The organism is Pseudomonas sp. PLMAX (genome assembly GCF_046042685.1).
Taxonomy (GTDB): Bacteria; Pseudomonadota; Gammaproteobacteria; order Pseudomonadales; family Pseudomonadaceae; genus Aquipseudomonas; species Aquipseudomonas putida_AE.
Map to the genome: position 1 here is coordinate 6,370,294 of NZ_CP064949.1, position 16,800 is coordinate 6,387,093.

The 16,800-nt window shown below is 59.4% G+C and carries 18 protein-coding genes; 5 read left to right on the plus strand and 13 right to left on the minus strand.

What is annotated here, in order from left to right:
* Position 1: 1 nt before the first annotated feature.
* The 4 genes from lspA to murJ form a co-directional block, all read right to left on the minus strand.
* A complete protein-coding gene (gene lspA / locus DKB71_RS29015; RefSeq protein ID WP_323608764.1) occupies positions 2–529 on the minus strand; it encodes a signal peptidase II in 528 nt (175 codons plus the stop codon).
* Positions 522–3,353: an isoleucine--tRNA ligase gene (gene ileS, locus DKB71_RS29020; protein WP_408598946.1), complete on the minus strand. Its 2,832-nt coding sequence runs from the start codon at positions 3,351–3,353 to the stop codon at positions 522–524. Before ileS ends, lspA begins: the two co-directional genes overlap by 8 nt.
* The gene (gene ribF, locus DKB71_RS29025; protein WP_046815716.1) at positions 3,354–4,304 is read right to left on the minus strand and encodes a bifunctional riboflavin kinase/FAD synthetase; all 951 of its coding nucleotides are present in this window, start codon (positions 4,302–4,304) and stop codon (positions 3,354–3,356) included.
* Between the two features lie 129 nt (positions 4,305–4,433).
* The gene (murJ, locus tag DKB71_RS29030) at positions 4,434–5,972 is read right to left on the minus strand and encodes a murein biosynthesis integral membrane protein MurJ (RefSeq protein WP_274074535.1); all 1,539 of its coding nucleotides are present in this window, start codon (positions 5,970–5,972) and stop codon (positions 4,434–4,436) included.
* 252 nt (positions 5,973–6,224) lie between these two features.
* Here murJ and rpsT point away from each other — a divergent pair, with 252 nt between their 5' ends.
* Positions 6,225–6,503, plus strand: coding sequence for a 30S ribosomal protein S20 (gene rpsT, locus DKB71_RS29035; protein ID WP_020798646.1), 279 nt, complete (start codon positions 6,225–6,227; stop codon positions 6,501–6,503).
* 182 nt (positions 6,504–6,685) lie between these two features.
* Here the strand turns inward: rpsT and DKB71_RS29040 are convergent, their stop codons facing one another.
* The 5 genes from DKB71_RS29040 to rplU form a co-directional block, all read right to left on the minus strand.
* Complete coding sequence (locus DKB71_RS29040; RefSeq protein WP_274074534.1) at positions 6,686–7,150, minus strand: CreA family protein; 465 nt, start codon at positions 7,148–7,150, stop codon at positions 6,686–6,688.
* An 11-nt stretch (positions 7,151–7,161) separates the two neighbouring features.
* Positions 7,162–8,280, minus strand: coding sequence for a glutamate 5-kinase (proB, locus tag DKB71_RS29045; protein ID WP_033047437.1), 1,119 nt, complete (start codon positions 8,278–8,280; stop codon positions 7,162–7,164).
* Between the two features lie 127 nt (positions 8,281–8,407).
* Entirely contained in the window at positions 8,408–9,631 is a 1,224-nt protein-coding gene (cgtA, locus tag DKB71_RS29050) for an Obg family GTPase CgtA (RefSeq protein ID WP_274074533.1), read from the minus strand.
* 195 nt (positions 9,632–9,826) lie between these two features.
* Complete coding sequence (gene rpmA / locus DKB71_RS29055) at positions 9,827–10,084, minus strand: 50S ribosomal protein L27 (protein ID WP_003281574.1); 258 nt, start codon at positions 10,082–10,084, stop codon at positions 9,827–9,829.
* A 35-nt stretch (positions 10,085–10,119) separates the two neighbouring features.
* Complete coding sequence (gene rplU / locus DKB71_RS29060) at positions 10,120–10,434, minus strand: 50S ribosomal protein L21 (protein ID WP_003176051.1); 315 nt, start codon at positions 10,432–10,434, stop codon at positions 10,120–10,122.
* A 239-nt stretch (positions 10,435–10,673) separates the two neighbouring features.
* On the opposite strand from rplU, the gene DKB71_RS29065 reads away from it, so the two are divergent.
* The 3 genes from DKB71_RS29065 to DKB71_RS29075 all read left to right on the plus strand — a co-directional run bounded on the left by DKB71_RS29065 (position 10,674) and on the right by DKB71_RS29075 (position 12,611).
* A complete protein-coding gene (locus tag DKB71_RS29065; protein WP_008058287.1) occupies positions 10,674–11,642 on the plus strand; it encodes a polyprenyl synthetase family protein in 969 nt (322 codons plus the stop codon).
* A gap of 162 nt (positions 11,643–11,804) precedes the next feature.
* A complete protein-coding gene (locus tag DKB71_RS29070; protein ID WP_020798653.1) occupies positions 11,805–12,146 on the plus strand; it encodes a zinc ribbon domain-containing protein YjdM in 342 nt (113 codons plus the stop codon).
* Positions 12,147–12,353: 207 nt separating this feature from the next.
* Positions 12,354–12,611 (plus strand): hypothetical protein, encoded by a 258-nt coding sequence (locus DKB71_RS29075; RefSeq protein ID WP_180204545.1) that lies wholly within the window; start codon positions 12,354–12,356, stop codon positions 12,609–12,611.
* Between the two features lie 131 nt (positions 12,612–12,742).
* Here the strand turns inward: DKB71_RS29075 and DKB71_RS29080 are convergent, their stop codons facing one another.
* The 3 genes from DKB71_RS29080 to DKB71_RS29090 form a co-directional block, all read right to left on the minus strand.
* Positions 12,743–13,360 (minus strand): FKBP-type peptidyl-prolyl cis-trans isomerase, encoded by a 618-nt coding sequence (locus tag DKB71_RS29080; RefSeq protein ID WP_408598951.1) that lies wholly within the window; start codon positions 13,358–13,360, stop codon positions 12,743–12,745.
* A gap of 118 nt (positions 13,361–13,478) precedes the next feature.
* Positions 13,479–13,769: a DUF6482 family protein gene (locus tag DKB71_RS29085; RefSeq protein WP_406591180.1), complete on the minus strand. Its 291-nt coding sequence runs from the start codon at positions 13,767–13,769 to the stop codon at positions 13,479–13,481.
* A 135-nt stretch (positions 13,770–13,904) separates the two neighbouring features.
* Positions 13,905–14,393 (minus strand): TIGR00645 family protein, encoded by a 489-nt coding sequence (locus DKB71_RS29090; protein WP_007970904.1) that lies wholly within the window; start codon positions 14,391–14,393, stop codon positions 13,905–13,907.
* A 170-nt stretch (positions 14,394–14,563) separates the two neighbouring features.
* Between DKB71_RS29090 and DKB71_RS29095 the strand changes: the two genes are divergently transcribed.
* The gene (locus DKB71_RS29095) at positions 14,564–16,393 is read left to right on the plus strand and encodes a hypothetical protein (RefSeq protein WP_408598954.1); all 1,830 of its coding nucleotides are present in this window, start codon (positions 14,564–14,566) and stop codon (positions 16,391–16,393) included.
* Between the two features lie 5 nt (positions 16,394–16,398).
* On the opposite strand, the gene DKB71_RS29100 is transcribed toward DKB71_RS29095, so the two are convergent.
* The gene (locus DKB71_RS29100) at positions 16,399–16,740 is read right to left on the minus strand and encodes a hypothetical protein (protein WP_046815727.1); all 342 of its coding nucleotides are present in this window, start codon (positions 16,738–16,740) and stop codon (positions 16,399–16,401) included.
* Positions 16,741–16,800: the final 60 nt, after the last annotated feature.

The window sequence follows — 16,800 nt, forward strand, 5'->3', positions numbered from 1 at the left end:
TTCAGTCATGAACGGCTTCTCCGGTCTTTTTACTTTTGAACATATCAAGTGCCAGCATGACAGCGCCTACAGTGATTGCACTGTCGGCAAAGTTGAACGCCGGGAAATGCCAGCGGTTCTGCCAATGCACCAGGATGAAATCGATCACATGGCCCAGGGCAATGCGGTCATACAGGTTGCCCAGCGCGCCACCGAGCACCAGCGCCAGCGCAACGGCCAGCCAGGTCTCGTTGCGCCCCAGACGCTTGAGCCACACCACCAGCACCGCACTGACCACTATGGCGATCAGGGCAAACAGCCAGCGCTGCCAGCCGGAGCTGTCGGCCAGGAAGCTGAAGGCCGCGCCGGTGTTGTAAGCCAGGGTCCAGCTGAACAGATCGGGAATCACCACGATCTGCTGGAACATCTCGAGCTTGCCCTCGAAGTAGAACTTGCTGGCCTGGTCGATGACCAGAACCAGCAAGCTCAACCAGAGCCAGCCCAGCCGTCCGAAACGGCCAACTGCATTAGGCCCGGCTGCATTAGGCATAGTGACGAACCTCGCCCGCGCCGCTGATGTTGTCGACGCAACGACCGCAGATTTCCGGGTGCTCCGGATTCACACCGACGTCTTCACGGCAGTGCCAGCAACGGGCGCACTTGGCGAAGGCCGACTTGACGATTTTCAGCTTCAGGCCGCTGACTTCAGTGACTACCGCATCTTCTGGCGCCTTAACAAACGGCGCAACGCTGGCGGTGGAGGTGATCAGCACAAAGCGCAGTTCGTTGCTCAGCTTGGCCAGGTCGGCGCTCAGCGCGTCTTCGGCGAACAGCGTCACTTCGGCTTGCAGGTTGCCACCGACGGCCTTGGCCGCGCGCTGGATTTCCATTTCCTTGTTGACCGCTACCTTCACTTCCATGATGCGGTCCCAGTAGGCGCGACCCAGCTCGAAGCCTTCCGGCAGCTCGGTCAGGCCTTCGTACCAGGTGTTGAGCATCACGGACTCGTTGCGCTCGCCCGGCAGGTACTGCCACAGCTCGTCGGCGGTGAACGCCAGGATCGGCGCGATCCAGCGCACCAGCGCTTCAGAGATGTGGAACAGCGCTGTCTGGCACGAACGACGGGCCTTGCTGTCGGCGCCGGTGGTGTACTGGCGGTCCTTGATGATGTCGAGGTAGAAACCGCCCAGCTCCTGCACGCAGAAGTTGTGGATCTTCGAGTAGACGTTCCAGAAGCGGTATTCGCCGTAGTGTTCTTGCAGCTCGCGTTGCAGCAGCAGGGTGCGGTCCACGGCCCAACGGTCCAGCGCGAGCATTTCTTCGGCCGGCAGCAGGTCGGTGGCCGGGTTGAAGCCGGTCAGGTTCGAGAGCAGGAAACGCGCGGTGTTACGGATACGCCGGTAGGCGTCCGCACTGCGTTGCAGGATCTGCTCGGAAACAGCCATTTCGCCGGAGTAGTCGGTCGAAGCAACCCACAGGCGCATGATGTCGGCGCCCAGGGTGTCGTTGACCTTCTGCGGTGCAATGACGTTGCCCAACGACTTGGACATCTTGCGGCCGGACTCGTCGACGGTGAAGCCGTGGGTCAGCAGTTCGCGGTACGGCGCGTGGTTGTCGATGGCGCAACCGGTCAGCAGCGACGAGTGGAACCAGCCGCGGTGCTGGTCGGAACCTTCCAGGTACAGGTCGGCACGTGGACCGCTTTCGTGGCCCATCGGGTGCGAACCGCGCAGGACGTGCCAGTGAGTGGTACCCGAGTCGAACCAGACGTCCAAAGTGTCGCTGATCTTGTCGTACTGTGGCGCTTCAGCGCCCAGCAGTTCGGCCGCGTCCAGTTTGAACCAGGCTTCGATGCCTTCGACTTCGACGCGCTTGGCAACTTCTTCCATCAGTTCGACGGTGCGTGGGTGCAGCTCGCCGCTTTCCTTGTTCAGGAAGAACGGGATCGGCACGCCCCAGTTGCGCTGGCGGGAGATGCACCAGTCCGGACGGTTGGCGATCATCGAGTGCAGGCGCGCCTGGCCCCAGGCCGGAACGAACTTGGTGTCTTCGATGGCTTTGAGCGAGCGCACACGCAGGGTGTCACCCGTGGTCGGCTGCTTGTCCATGCCGATGAACCACTGCGCGGTGGCGCGGTAGATCAGCGGGGTCTTGTGGCGCCAGCAGTGCATGTAGCTGTGTTCGATGACGGTGGTGTGCATCAGCGCACCGACTTCGGTCAGCTTGTCGACGATGGCCGGGTTGGCCTTCCAGATGAACTGGCCGCCGAAGAATTCCAGCGACGGCACGTACACGCCGTTGCTTTGTACCGGATTGAGGATGTCATCGTTGACCATGCCGTACTTCTTGCAGGTCACGAAGTCGTCCACGCCGTAGGCCGGGGCGGAGTGAACCACGCCGGTGCCGGCGCCCAGTTCCACGTAGTCGGCCAGGTACACAGGCGACAGGCGGTCGTAGAACGGGTGGCGGAAGTTGATCAGTTCCAGCGCGGAACCCGGTGCGGTGGCCAGCACGGTGCCTTCAACGCCGTAACGGGTCAGGCACGATTCGACCAGCTCTTCAGCCAGCACCAGCAGCTTGTCGCCGATGTCGACCAGGGCGTAGTTGAATTCCGGGTGGACGTTAAGCGCCTGGTTGGCCGGGATGGTCCACGGGGTGGTGGTCCAGATCACGATCGAAGCAGGCTTGGCCAACGATGGCAGACCGAATGCGGCAGCCAGCTTGGCTTCATCGGCAGTCGGGAAAGCCACGTCGATGGTCGAGGACTTCTTGTTCTCGTACTCGACTTCCGCTTCGGCCAGGGCCGAACCGCAGTCGAAGCACCAGTTCACCGGCTTCAGGCCCTTGAACACGAACCCGCCCTTGACGATTTCGGCCAGGGCACGGATTTCACCGGCTTCGTTCTTGAAGTCCATGGTCTTGTACGGGTTGGCGAAGTCGCCCAGCACGCCCAGACGGATGAATTCGGACTTCTGCCCTTCGATCTGCTCGGTGGCGTAGGCACGGCACAGTTCGCGGGTCTTGTCCGCGCCCAGGTTCTTGCCGTGGGTCACTTCGACCTTGTGCTCGATCGGCAGGCCATGGCAGTCCCAGCCCGGAACATAAGGCGCGTCGAAGCCCGACAGGGTCTTCGAACGGATGATCATGTCCTTGAGAATCTTGTTCAGTGCGTGACCGATGTGAATCGTGCCGTTGGCGTACGGAGGACCGTCGTGCAGGACGAACTTCGGACGATCCTTGCCAATCTCGCGCAACTTTCCGTACAGGCCAATGCTGTCCCAGCGCTGCAGAATCTGCGGTTCGCGCTGAGGCAGGCCGGCCTTCATTGGGAAGGCGGTGTCCGGAAGGTTTAGCGTGGCTTTATAGTCGGTCATTTAAGGCTCTTCATTAGCGATTGGCGCTAGGTGCGACAGGGCACGGGCGGCGGCGACATCCGCATTGATCGCCGTCTTAAGCGCCTCCAGAGAGGCGAAACGCTGCTCTTCACGCAGCTTGTGGTGGAAAACCACCGTCAAACGCCGGTCATACAGATCGCCGGCAAAATCTAAAAGATGGACTTCGAGGTGGGCTTTGCCATCTCCCTGGACCGTGGGGCGAACGCCGATGTTGGCGACCCCTGGCCAGGTCTTGCCGTCGATGTCGACGTTAACCAGGTAAACCCCGGTCAGCGGCACGCGACGACGCTTGAGTTGAATGTTGGCGGTCGGCGTACCCAACTGCCGCGCCAGCTTCTGGCCGTGCAGCACGCGACCGGCGATCCGGTACGGGCGCCCCAGCAGCCGCTCGGCGAGGGCAAAGTCAGCGGCGGCCAGGGCATTACGCACCTGGGTGCTGCTGACGCGAATGCCATCGAGCTCGACGGTCTGCGCCGCTTCCACGGTAAAGCCCTGCATGACGCCGGCCTGTTGCAGGAAATCGAAATCCCCTACCCGGTCACAGCCGAAACGGAAGTCGTCGCCGACTTCAAGGTGCTGCACGCCGAGCCCATCCACCAGGATGGTATCGACGAATTCACTGGCGCTGAGCTTGCTCAGGCGCTGGTTGAAGGCCAGGCACAGGACCCGGTCGACCCCTTCGGCGGCCAGCAGCTGCAGTTTGTCACGCAACCGGGCCAGACGGGCCGGTGCCGTGTCCGGGGCGAAGAATTCCCGCGGCTGCGGCTCGAAAATCACCACGCAGCTGGGCACGCCCAACTCCAGCGCACGCTCGCGCAGCCGCGCCAGGATAGCCTGGTGGCCACGGTGTACACCGTCAAAGTTGCCAATAGTGGCGACACAGCCCCGATGCTGGGGGCGCAGATTGTGGAGGCCTCGAACCAGCTGCATAACGCGCTTCTTGCTCATAAAGTGGTCGATTATAACCACACCCGGCGGCCGACGACAGGCAACACCGTATCCCAAAGTAATCGAGCCGACAAAAACGCCGGCTCGCCCGTGTTTATCAAGACCCTGGCCTCAGCCAAGCGTCTTGCGGTTGAAGTCGCGCAACCGAAAGCCCATCAACACTAACATGCCGAAATACGCCACCACACCGGCAATCACCAAAGCGCCCAGGCGCAGGAAACGCTCAAGCATCTGGCCATCGCCCCAAGCGGGCATGAAGTGCATGCCAGCCAGCAATACCGCGGACATCACCGTGACCGCGACCACCAGCTTGGCGCCAAACTTCGCCCAGCCCGGTTGCGGTTGGTACATCTGCTGCTTGCGCAGTTGATAGAACAGCAGCCCGGCATTGAGGCAGGCACCGGCACTGATGGCGAGCGCGAGACCCGCGTGTGCCAACGGGCCGATCAACAGCAGGTTGAACAACTGCGTGACCACCAGGGTGAAAATCGCGATTTTTACCGGCGTGCGAATGTTTTGTTGCGCATAAAAGCCCGGCGCCAGCACCTTGATCACGATAATCCCGAGCAAACCGACCGAATAGGCGATCAGTGCGCGCTGGGTCATGGCCGCGTCATGGGCATCGAATTGACCGTACTGGAACAGTGAAACCGTCAGCGGCTCGGCCAGGATTCCCAACGCCAGGGCGCAAGGCAGTACCAGCACGAAACACAGGCGCAGGCCCCAGTCGAGGATTCGCGAGTATTCCTGGCGATCCTTGCTGGCGTAGGTCTTGGCCAGGGTCGGCAGCAAAATCGTGCCCAACGCCACGCCCAACACACCGGACGGCAACTCCATCAGGCGGTCGGCGTAGTACATCCAGGACACCGAGCCGGCCACCAGGAACGAGGCAAAGATGGTGTTGATGATCAGCGAAATCTGACTGACAGACACCCCGAGAATCGCCGGCAACATCTGCTTCATCACCCGCCAGACGCCGCTGTCGCGCAGACTCAGGCGTGGCAGGACCAGCATGCCGATCTTTTTCAGGTGCGGCAGCTGGTAGAGCAACTGCGCCAGGCCGCCCGCCAGTACGGCCCAGCCCAGCGCCATCACCGGGGGATCGAAGTACGGCGTCAGGAACAGCGCAAAGATGATCATGCTGACGTTAAGCAGGGTCGGCACAAAGGCCGGCACCGAAAAACGGTTCCAGGTATTGAGGATCGCGCCGGCCAATGAAGACAGGGAAATCAGCAGGATGTAAGGAAAGGTCACTCTCAGCAGACTCGTGGTCAACTCGAACTTCTCCGGCGTATCGACGAATCCCGGCGCAGTCACCCAGATCACCCACGGGGCGGCGAGCATGCCCAACGCCGTGACGAGCGCCAGTACCAGCGTCAGCAGGCCTGAGACATAGGCAATGAAGGTTCGAGTCGCCTCATCGCCCTTCTGACTCTTGTATTCGGCAAGAATTGGTACGAATGCCTGTGAAAACGCTCCTTCGGCAAAAATCCGCCGCAACAAATTGGGCAGCTTAAAGGCGATGAAGAAGGCGTCGGTCGCCATTCCTGCACCGAATGCACGCGCAATGAGGGTGTCACGGACAAACCCCAAAACCCGGGAAAGCATCGTGATAGAGCTGACGGCGGCCAACGATTTGAGCAGATTCATTGAAAGAGTTTGTGCCTGTCGATAAACAGCAGGCGAACTACGCGCCTACTTATGCGATACTCCGCGCCGCAACAGCACAGAGCCAAAGCTCGCGAGTTTACAGGTCGCACGCTGGAAAGAAATATCCAGAGGTGTAGTACCTACCACTTAGCGGAACGTCTCAACCGCCCTTGACAAGACCTCAACTCATCGGCATGATTCGCGGCCTATTTTGTTTGCTATTTCCTAAAAAGTCTTTCGAGGAGCTCGACGGTGGCCAACTCACCTTCCGCCAAAAAACGTGCAAAACAGGCTGAGAAGCGTCGCAGCCACAACGCCAGCCTGCGTTCCATGGTTCGTACCTACATCAAGAATGTAGTTAAGGCCATCGACGCAAAAGACGCTGAAAAAGCTCAAGCTGCTTACGTTCTGGCTGTGCCAGTTATCGACCGTATGGCCGATAAAGGCATCATCCACAAGAACAAGGCTGCTCGTCATAAGAGCCGCCTGAATGGCCACGTAAAGGCCCTGAACGTTGCCGCTGCTGCCTAAGCGACTCGTTCATTAAAAAACCGACCTCAGGGTCGGTTTTTTATTGCCCGCGATTTGATGGGCGCGCAAAAAAACTGTGGGAGCGGGCTTGCTCGCGAAGGCGGAGTGTCAGTCGACATCAATATTGACTGACACTGCGCCTTCGCGAGCAAGCCCGCTCCCACATTTGGATTTGCGCCTGATTATTGAGCGCTGGCCCACGGCAAGATCGGAATCGCCGTCACCGCATTCTGCGGGCTACCCTCGATCAACCGATCGCTGTACACCAGGTACACCAGCGTATTGCGCTTCTTGTCGAGAAATCGCACCACCTGCATCGTCTTGAACACCAGGGACGTGCGCTCCTTGAACACCTCGTCACCGTCCTTGAGCTCACCCTTGAAGCTGATCGGCCCGACCTGGCGACAGGCGATGGACGCCTCGGCGCGATCCTCGGCCAATCCAAGCCCACCCTTCACGCCACCGGTCTTGGCCCGCGACAGGTAGCACGTCACACCCTCGACCTTGGGATCATCAAAGGCCTCGACCACGATGCGATCGTTCGGGCCGACGAACTTGAACACCGTCGACACCTGGCCAATTTCCTCGGCCGACGCCAACAGCGGCATCGCCAGCAGCAATCCCAACAATCCTTTTGCCACGCGCATCAGGTATTCCTTCAGACCAGAATCAGGTTATCGCGATGAACCAGTTCCGGTTCCGCCATATAACCCAGGAGACCGACAATCGCCTCAGACGACTGACCGATGATTTTTTGTGCCTCCAGCGCACTGTAGTTGGCCAGCCCACGGGCAATTTCACGACCGTCGGGCGCGACGCACACCACCATTTCGCCGCGACGGAAGCTACCCTGGACCAACTTGACTCCAACCGGCAGCAGGCTCTTGTTGCCCTGGGACAAGGCCGTCACCGCACCCGCATCCAGCACTAGCGTGCCACGGGTTTGCAGATGCCCGGCCAGCCACTGCTTGCGCGCCGCCAGCATGCCGCGCTCAGGCGAGAGCAGGGTGCCGATGCGCTCGCCCGCCTTGAGGCGATCCAGCACGCGCTCAAGACGACCACCGACGATGATCGTATGGGCACCGGACCGCGCCGCCAGGCGTGCCGCCCGCAGCTTGGTCTGCATGCCGCCGCGCCCCAGCGCACCGCCGGTACCGCCCGCCACTGCGTCGAGCGCCGGATCATCGGCGCGCGCCTCGTAGATCAGTTGGGCATCAGGGTTGTTACGCGGATCGGCGTCGAACATGCCATCGCGATCCGTCAGGATCACCAGCAGGTCAGCCTCGACCAGGTTGGCCACCAGCGCCGCCAGGGTATCGTTGTCGCCGAAACGGATTTCATCGGTGACCACGGTGTCGTTCTCGTTGATCACCGGGATGACTTTGAGCTCAACCAGCGCGCGCAAGGTACTGCGCGCGTTCAGGTAGCGCTTGCGGTCGGACAGGTCATCGTGGGTCAGGAGAATCTGCGCAGTGTGCCGGCCATGCTCGGCAAAACTCGACTCCCAGGCCTGCACCAAGCCCATCTGGCCGATTGCTGCAGCGGCCTGGAGCTCGTGCATCGCACTGGGTCGAGAGGTCCAGCCCAGACGGCTCATGCCGGCCGCCACCGCCCCGGAGGACACCAGCACCAGCTCGACACCCGCCTCATGCAAGGCCACCATCTGTTCAACCCAGACACCCATTGCCGCGCGATCCAGGCCCTTGCCGTCCGCCGTCAGCAAAGCGCTGCCGATCTTCACGACCCAACGCTGCGCACCTGTCACCTTGCTCCGCATCATCTTCAACCTTAGCTTGAGGGCAGCGCGACCTGGCACTGCCCATGACGTTATTCGTGACCAACGATCGATTTACAGATACTAAAACGCCGCTCGATTGAGCGGCGCTTAAGTTTATCGCAACGAATCAGTCACGCACGTAAATGATTTCCGGACCGTCTTCGTCATCCACATCTTCTTCGTCCCAATCATCGTCACCGATGTCGTGGACCGACTTCACGCCGCTGCGACGCAGGGCACGCTTGTCATCCAGCGCCTGCAGCTGCGCGCGAGCCTCGTCTTCGATGCGCTGATCGAGATCGGCCAGCTCTTCCTTGTAGGCCGGGTCATTGGCCAGGCGATCGGCACGATCTTCCATGTAACGCATGATGTCGTGGCACAGACGCTCGGTACCGAGCTTGGAAATGGCCGAGATCACGTAGACCGGACCCGTCCACTCCAGGCGATCAACGATTTCCTTGACGCGAGCATCGTGCTCTTCTTCGAGGATCTGGTCGCACTTGTTCAGGACCAGCCAGCGGTCACGCTCCGCCAGGGACGGGCTGAACTTGATCAGCTCATTGACGATCACTTCAGCGGCATCCGGCGCGCTGGCATCATCCAGCGGCGCCATGTCCACGAGGTGCAGCAGCAGACGCGTACGCGCCAAGTGCTTGAGGAAGCGAATACCCAGGCCGGCACCCTCGGAAGCACCTTCGATCAAACCCGGAATATCGGCAATGACGAAGCTCTTCCAGCGATCGACGCTGACCACACCCAGGTTCGGCACCAGCGTGGTGAACGGGTAGTCGGCAACTTTCGGCTTGGCGGCCGATACTGAACGGATGAAGGTACTTTTACCGGCGTTCGGCAAACCCAGCAAACCTACGTCCGCCAGTACTTTCATTTCCAGTTTCAGGTCGCGCTGCTCACCCGGCTTGCCCGGCGTGGTCTGGCGCGGCGCACGGTTGGTACTGGATTTGAAACGGGTGTTGCCCAGGCCGTGCCAGCCGCCCTGCACCACCATCAATTTCTGACCGGCCTTGGTCAGGTCGCCGATGACTTCCTGAGTCGCGGAGTCGATCACCGTGGTGCCGACCGGAACGCGCAGGATCAGGTCCTCACCCTTCTTGCCGGTGCAGTCGGTGCTGCCGCCGTTGGAGCCACGCTCGGCATCGAAGTGCCGGGTGTAACGGTAGTCCACCAGGGTGTTGAGGTTTTCGTCGGCCATCATGTAGATGGAACCGCCATCACCGCCATCACCGCCGTTCGGGCCACCGTTCTCGATAAATTTTTCCCGACGGAAACTCATGGCGCCATTGCCGCCGTCACCAGCCTTTACGCGAATCGATACTTCATCAACAAACTTCATAACAAACGCCTCTCGCCATACGGACGAGCCGAAAAACAATCAAGACATAAGACTCTTGCAAAAATGAGCGCAGCGACCCCAAACCACGATACCTACATCGTACGCCAACAGCCCATACAAACAGCTTTGCAAGAGACTCACCCCACAAACGAAAAAGCCCCGTCGCGAGACAGGGCTTTTCCAGCGATCGCGCAATTAAGCCGCGACTACGCTCACGTAACGACGACCGAAGGCGCCTTTTACTTCGAACTTGATCACGCCTTCGACTTTAGCGAAGAGAGTGTGATCTTTACCCATGCCAACGCCGTAGCCAGCGTGGAATTGGGTGCCGCGCTGACGCACGATGATGTTGCCTGCTTTGATAGCCTGGCCGCCATACATCTTCACGCCAAGGCGTTTGGCTTCTGAGTCGCGACCGTTACGGGTACTACCACCAGCTTTTTTGTGTGCCATGAGTTCAATTCTCCTAGTGAGGAATTAGGCTGTAATTAAGCCTGAATACCGGTGATTTTGATCTCGGTGTACCACTGGCGGTGGCCCATACGCTTCATGTGGTGCTTACGGCGACGGAACTTGATGATGCGGACTTTATCGTGACGACCTTGGGAGATCACTTCAGCCACAACGGTAGCGCCAGCAACAACTGGAGCGCCGATATTCACGTCGTCACCGTTGGCAACCAACAGAACGCGATCAAAGGTAACGGATTCGCCGGTAGCGATTTCCAGTTTTTCGATCTTCAGGTATTCACCTGGGGCGACTTTGTACTGCTTGCCGCCAGTAACGATTACTGCATAAGACATGGTATTTCTCCGATAATCCTGCTCACCCAGCTCTTTATAAGAAGAGGTATTGGCTGGCATGGCTGCATGGGGCTGGAGGCCCGCTTGCAATTGCGTAAGGCAGGTGCTGCCCAGGAAGTTCAGGGTGCGCGATTGTACGCAAGGCACGAGCACCTTGCAATAGGCCGTCCATCGCGCCTTGACACCTGCAGGCGTGGGTCCTAGCATGCCGCGCAACCCTTCTGGAGCAACTGTCGCTGATGCAACCCCAAGCTTTCTACCGCGCGGTGGCGGACGATTTTAGCGCCGTCGACGGCATCATCAAGAAGCAGCTGACTTCCCGAGTGCCGCTGGTATCGAAAATCGGCGATTACATCACCTCGGCTGGCGGTAAACGCCTGCGTCCATTATTGGTGCTGCTGTGTGGCAAGGCCCTCGGCCGCGAAGGCGACGACCTGCGCCTGCTGGCCGCCACCATCGAATTCCTGCACACCGCCACCCTGCTGCATGACGACGTGGTCGACATGTCCGGCATGCGCCGTGGCCGCTCGACCGCCAATGCCATGTGGGGCAATGCGCCGAGCGTGCTGGTGGGCGACTTCCTGTATTCGCGCTCCTTCGAAATGATGGTCGAGCTGGGCTCCATGCCAGTGATGAAGATCCTTTCGCAAGCCACGCGCATCATCGCCGAAGGCGAAGTGTTGCAGCTGTCGAAGGTGCGTGACGCCAGCACCACCGAAGAAACCTACATGGAAGTCATCCGCGGCAAGACCGCGATGCTCTTCGAAGCCTCGACCCACAGTGCGGCCGCCCTGGCCGGTGCGACGCCCGAACAGTGCGAAGCGCTGCGCACCTTCGGCGACCACCTGGGCGTGGCCTTCCAGCTGGTCGACGACCTGCTGGACTACAAAGGCGATGCCGAGACCCTGGGCAAGAACGTCGGTGACGACCTGGCCGAAGGCAAGCCGACCCTGCCGCTGATCTACACCATGCGCGAAGGTACCCCGGAGCAGGCTGCACTGGTGCGCAAGGCGATCCAGAAAGGCGGCATCGAAGACCTCGAAAACATCCGCGCAGCCGTGGAAGCCTCCGGCTCGCTGGAGTACACCGCGCAACTGGCCCGTGATTATGTGGCCCGTGCAATCAAATGCCTCGATGCGCTGCCAGCCAGTGAGTATCGCGATGCATTGGTCGAGTTGAGCGAGTTCGCAGTAGCCCGCACACACTGACCCCTGTAGGAGCCGGCTTGCTGGCGATCGCATCACCTCGGTGCCCCTGACACACCTGGTTGTATGCATCGCCAGCAAGCCGGCTCCTACAGTCCCACCTTCGCGCTCTAAAACCCTATATAATGTGCGCTTTTTAGCGATCCTGAATCCAAAGGAGCCTTAGTGAGCACGTTGCCACCCTGCCCAAAATGCAATTCCGAATACACCTACGAAGACGGCGCCCAGCTGATCTGCCCCGAGTGCGCCCACGAATGGTCCGCCAGCGGTGAAGCGGAAGCTGTGTCCGATGACGCCGTGAAAAAGGATTCGGTCGGCAATGTCCTGCAGGACGGCGACACCATCACCGTGATCAAGGACCTCAAGGTCAAGGGCACGTCGCTGGTGGTCAAGGTCGGCACCAAGGTCAAGAACATCCGCCTGTGCGATGGCGATCACGACATCGACTGCAAGATCGACGGTATCGGTCCGATGAAGCTCAAATCCGAATTCGTCCGAAAAGTCTGATTCAGCTGTACGCCATCCCGCGCCTTGTCGTGGGGTGGTGCTTCGCCATACCCGCCTCGCCCAATGAATCCTCGCAATAGCCAAACGCCAGCCGTTTTGACCTTACGCATTCTTTACCCTGAAAAAAGCCCAAAGCGCCAATAGGCCCTTGCTATTTATTGAATAAGAATTATTCTCATTGAACCCAATCAACGGAGATGAGAAGACATGACTTATTTGATCGATGCCTGGCTGGACCGCCCACACCCCTACCTCAGGATCCTGCATCGGGAAACCGGGGAAGTCTGTGCCGTGCTGGAAGAAGAAGCCTTGAGCGAACTGCAGGATCAGGGCGACCTGGACGTCAACGGCTTGAGTTCCAGCGAGCCGGTGGTGCTCAAGGAAGTGGTGCGCAACCTGTTCCTGTTCTGCTATGCCCGGGCGTTGCGCCCGACCAATGAACTGCATCACAAGATCGAAATATGAAAACCGCTAAACCTGTAGGAGCTGGCTTGCCAGCGATAGCGGTGTGTCAGGCAACGTGTTTGTTGACTGAACCAACGCCTTCGCGAGCAAGCCCGCTCCCACATTAACCCGAGGTCATATCGGGCCAGGTATTACAGAACGTCCAGCAGCTCGACGTCGAATACCAGTACGCTGTGCGGCGGAATGCTGCCAACGCCTTGAGCGCCGTAAGCCAGTTCGCTCGGCACGTACAGGCGCCATTTGCTGCCGGCATTCATCAGTTGCAGTGCTTCGGTCCAGCCAGCGATCACGCCGCCAACCGGGAATTCCGCAGGCTGGCCGCGCTCGTAGGAGCTGTCGAACACAGTGCCGTCGATCAGGGTGCCGTGGTAGTGGGTACGCACGGTGTCTTCACGGGATGGCTTGGCGCCTTCACCGGCTGTCAGCACTTCGAACTGCAGGCCGGAAGCCAGGGTGGTGATGCCATCACGCTTGGCGTTTTCAGCCAGGAAGGCCAGGCCTTCGCCAGCGGCCGCTTCAGCCTTGACTGCAGCTTCGGCCTGCATGATTTCGCGAATCACCTTGAAGCTCGCGGACATTTCTTCCTGGCCAACACGGCTTGGCTGACCGGCAAACGCGTCGGTCAGGCCTGCCAGGATCGCGTCCAGGCTAACGCCCGGCGGCGGGTTGTCACGCAGCTGGTCGCCCAGCTGACGGCCAATGCCGTAGCTCACGCGGGTTTCGTCGGTGGACAGATTTACTTCGGACATGACACTGCTCCGCTCTGGGGCCTTCCGAAAAGGTACTAATTCCTACAGAACCTTCCGAAAAGCCCTACATAAAAGGGCGAGCAGACTAGCACAGTTGCCATGGCATTGATGAGAGACGTCAGGCGATCGGTACCTTCAGGTTTTCCTCGATATCGGCGACCAACCCGCACATTTCGTCATGGACCACCGTGTGCACCAGGTTGAAGTGCAACTTGGGAAAGGAGCGCAGCACATCCCGCGCATGTTCCACCGAGCGCAGGCTCAGCATTTGGCCGTGGGTATCGCTCAACGGATACGCCGCACCGTGCATCCGTGCCTCCAGCAGGTAGATACCCCCTTCCATCGAGATCAGGTTCAGCTCATCGACCTTTCCGGCGACGGCATAGGCATTCAACTCTTGCAGGTTCATGAACGCACCTCACGCAGTGGCGAGTTAATACCCTTACAGGGATATGCCTCGGCGCCTCAAAGCACAAGCCGAAAACGACGCCGCCCGTCTGTTTTGCAACAGACGGGCGGCGCGTGAGGACAGGACAGCCGTTGTTTAGTGCTTGGTCACTTTATCCAGGTAACCCATGGCAAATGCCGACACCACAAAGGTCATGTGGATGATGACATACCACTGCAAATGCTCGGGGTCGACGTTCTTGGCGTCCATGAAGATGCGCAGCAGGTGGATGGACGAGATCGCCACGATCGACGCGGCCACCTTCATCTTCAGCGACGAGGAGTCCATGGTGCCCAACCAGTTGAGCTTTTCCTTGCTGTCGTCGATGTCCAGTTGAGAAACGAAGTTCTCATAACCGGAAATCATCACCATCACCAGCAAACCACCTACCAGCGCCATGTCGATGAGCGACAGCAGCACCAGGATCAGGTCCGATTCGGCCATCGAAAAGACGTTGGGTATGACATGGAAGACTTCCTGGAAGAATTTCAGCGCCAGTGCCAACAGCCCCAGGGACAGACCGAAATAGATCGGCGCCAACAGCCAGCGCGAGGCATACATTGCATTTTCGATAAAGCGTTCCATTGAATCTCACAGTAGGTCTGAAAATGGACGCAAGTATAACAGCCACTTGTCCCTACCCAGAAGCAACCGGAAACCGTTGGGAAATCCGCAACCTGCGCGTGTGTATCAAGTTTTTTCTGCTAGTGTCCAAACCATTGACAGCAAAATGACATCGGACAGGAAGACTGGAAATGGATGGGCGATTGCCTTTTACGAGTGCCGGAATTTGCCTGGCTCTGCTGCTCAGCGCCTGCTCGCCCAGCGACGAGAAGCGCCAGGTCAGCCTCGAGGAAAAAACGGCTCAGTTCGAAAAGTCCCTGGACGCCATCGAGGACCCGAAACTCAAGGATGAGATATCTGAGCTGGGTGGCTCGCTGTTGTTGCTCGAGCGCGCACAACTGAAGCTCGACAGCAAACCCGTGGAAACCGAATACGGCGAAGACGCCCTCGCCGTGCTCAAGCACTACCCGACGCCCCAGGCCCTGGTCGACACCTACATCAACGGGCTGTTCGTCCTGCACAAGGACTCCAGCTCCGACTACCTGACTGACCTGCAGCCAGTATTTCCCTTCAACTTCAGCATCCCGGCGGCATTCCTGTTTCCCCATGGCCTGCAATGGCAGTCGGTCACCCTGAGCAACAAACGGGTCATCGCCTTCCAGCCGGAATGGTCGGAAACCGACCCCGGCATTCAACTGAGCCCATCGAGCTCCAACCTGACCAACCCTGACGACCTGACCGTGACCTATCCGTTCATTGAAGGCCTGGACGTCGATATCAAGAACCAGCCACAACCGGTGAGCCTGCAAGGCAAAGTGGAGGTCATTGCACCCCGCCGGCTCTACAGCTTCGACCTGACGAAAAAGGACGTCGGCCAGACCCGCACCAATGACAACCTGAGCGTCACCCTGCTGAGCCTTACGGATAACCACGCCGAAATCGAGTTCAGCAACAGCGCGCCGCTCGCCCCCGAGATCGCTGAAACACCATTGAACCCGTTGATCGTCCAGGCCAGGGATACCACAGGGCAGTTTCTGTCGCGCTCAGGATCCATCAATGAAACTGCTGCGCAAATCGCCTTCTACCAGAAGCAACTGGCGAAGATGCAACAACAGAAGCTCTGGAGCGAGTCACTGGAAAACCAGCTCAATGAAGAACAGCGAGCCTTCGAGAAACAACAGAAACGCCACTACTCCAAGGTGTATTTCAATGGCCCCATCGAAACCCTTGAGGTCAGCCTGCTGGATTTCTCCAGCGTGACCGTGACCCGCAAGGACTTGAACCTGCCGGTACGCCGCTTCGATCCCCATACCACGGCGAAAACCGTCCAGCCGCTGAACTTGCCGGTGGTGGTCTACGACGACAACGCCACGACCTGGCTCAAGGGCGCGACCTTGACCGAGGAACAGCTGAAAGCAGGCGTCAGGATCAATCAATCGGTCGAGGACCCCAGCGCTGCACGCGTGGAGTTCACTCACCTGCGCAGCTTCAATGATGAACTGCTCGGCACCTCGTTCAACCCTGGCGAAAGCCCGGTCAGTTTCTTCACCGAAGACAGCAGCGGCAACCGCGATGAGCCGATCGAATTGCCACCCGAGGCCTATGAGGTCGACCCCCTGCGCGGCACCATCACCTACGACCTGAACCTGTTCCCACAAACGCCGGCCTTTGTGGTCGGTTCCATCCCGCTGTTCCTGGCCACCGTCGACAAGCAGGCCTACGATGCCCGTCAATTGCCCAAGGGCCTTGAACTCAAGGGCAATGCACTGGTGGTGGATGCGAAAGTGTTTCCCGAACAGGACTGGCGGTTTTTTGCCAAGGATGACAGCGGCAATTACTTGAAGGAAATTCTTGCAGTCAGCCATGACGCGAGCACAGAAGGCCCTGCGTTATTCGCCGTGCATTACTTCTACGGGCAACCCACGCGCCTGGAAACCTATCAACGAACTGACCTCGCCACCGTGCAATACGGTTTCGAGGTCAAGCTCGACAAGGCTGACATGTCCAGCCAGCCCCAATAGCGCTGTCAGTGCTCGGGCCGGAACTCGAAGCCACCCACGTTACGACAACGGCCACCGTTGATTTCCCGCAACTGGGCTTGCAGATGCAGGCACCAGATCTGCGGGTCATCGGCCAGTTCATAGCCATGCAGGGTCAGGCTTTCAACAATGGTATCGAGGATGGACTCGGCTACAAAAGGGCCATGGAACGGGCCTTGGGCCTTGATGGCTGAAGGTTGTTCGCCAGCCATTCCGGCGGCGAAGAGCAAGGTCCACATGCCCGTATCGCCAGCCAACGGCTTGATGGCGCATTCGATACGGGTCACAAGCCCCAGGCATTGACGGGTGAGACAGAGGTTGCGCGACATGGCGGCGACCCTCGGTAGATCCGGTATTCAGCCTCCACGGGAAGGCTGTCTCGATCCAGT

Bases quoted from the DNA above. Each gene is read 5' to 3' on its own strand.
- lspA (WP_323608764.1), bottom strand. From the start codon at position 529: ATGCCTAATGCAGCCGGGCCTAATGCAGTTGGCCGTTTCGGACGGCTG.
- ileS (WP_408598946.1), bottom strand. From the start codon at position 3,353: ATGACCGACTATAAAGCCACGCTAAACCTTCCGGACACCGCCTTCCCA.
- ribF (WP_046815716.1), bottom strand. From the start codon at position 4,304: ATGCAGCTGGTTCGAGGCCTCCACAATCTGCGCCCCCAGCATCGGGGC.
- murJ (WP_274074535.1), bottom strand. From the start codon at position 5,972: ATGAATCTGCTCAAATCGTTGGCCGCCGTCAGCTCTATCACGATGCTT.
- DKB71_RS29040 (WP_274074534.1), bottom strand. From the start codon at position 7,150: ATGCGCGTGGCAAAAGGATTGTTGGGATTGCTGCTGGCGATGCCGCTG.
- proB (WP_033047437.1), bottom strand. From the start codon at position 8,280: ATGCGGAGCAAGGTGACAGGTGCGCAGCGTTGGGTCGTGAAGATCGGC.
- cgtA (WP_274074533.1), bottom strand. From the start codon at position 9,631: ATGAAGTTTGTTGATGAAGTATCGATTCGCGTAAAGGCTGGTGACGGC.
- rpmA (WP_003281574.1), bottom strand. From the start codon at position 10,084: ATGGCACACAAAAAAGCTGGTGGTAGTACCCGTAACGGTCGCGACTCA.
- rplU (WP_003176051.1), bottom strand. From the start codon at position 10,434: ATGTCTTATGCAGTAATCGTTACTGGCGGCAAGCAGTACAAAGTCGCC.
- DKB71_RS29065 (WP_008058287.1), top strand. From the start codon at position 10,674: ATGCAACCCCAAGCTTTCTACCGCGCGGTGGCGGACGATTTTAGCGCC.
- DKB71_RS29075 (WP_180204545.1), top strand. From the start codon at position 12,354: ATGACTTATTTGATCGATGCCTGGCTGGACCGCCCACACCCCTACCTC.
- DKB71_RS29080 (WP_408598951.1), bottom strand. From the start codon at position 13,360: ATGTCCGAAGTAAATCTGTCCACCGACGAAACCCGCGTGAGCTACGGC.
- DKB71_RS29085 (WP_406591180.1), bottom strand. From the start codon at position 13,769: ATGAACCTGCAAGAGTTGAATGCCTATGCCGTCGCCGGAAAGGTCGAT.
- DKB71_RS29090 (WP_007970904.1), bottom strand. From the start codon at position 14,393: ATGGAACGCTTTATCGAAAATGCAATGTATGCCTCGCGCTGGCTGTTG.
- DKB71_RS29095 (WP_408598954.1), top strand. From the start codon at position 14,564: ATGGATGGGCGATTGCCTTTTACGAGTGCCGGAATTTGCCTGGCTCTG.
- DKB71_RS29100 (WP_046815727.1), bottom strand. From the start codon at position 16,740: ATGTCGCGCAACCTCTGTCTCACCCGTCAATGCCTGGGGCTTGTGACC.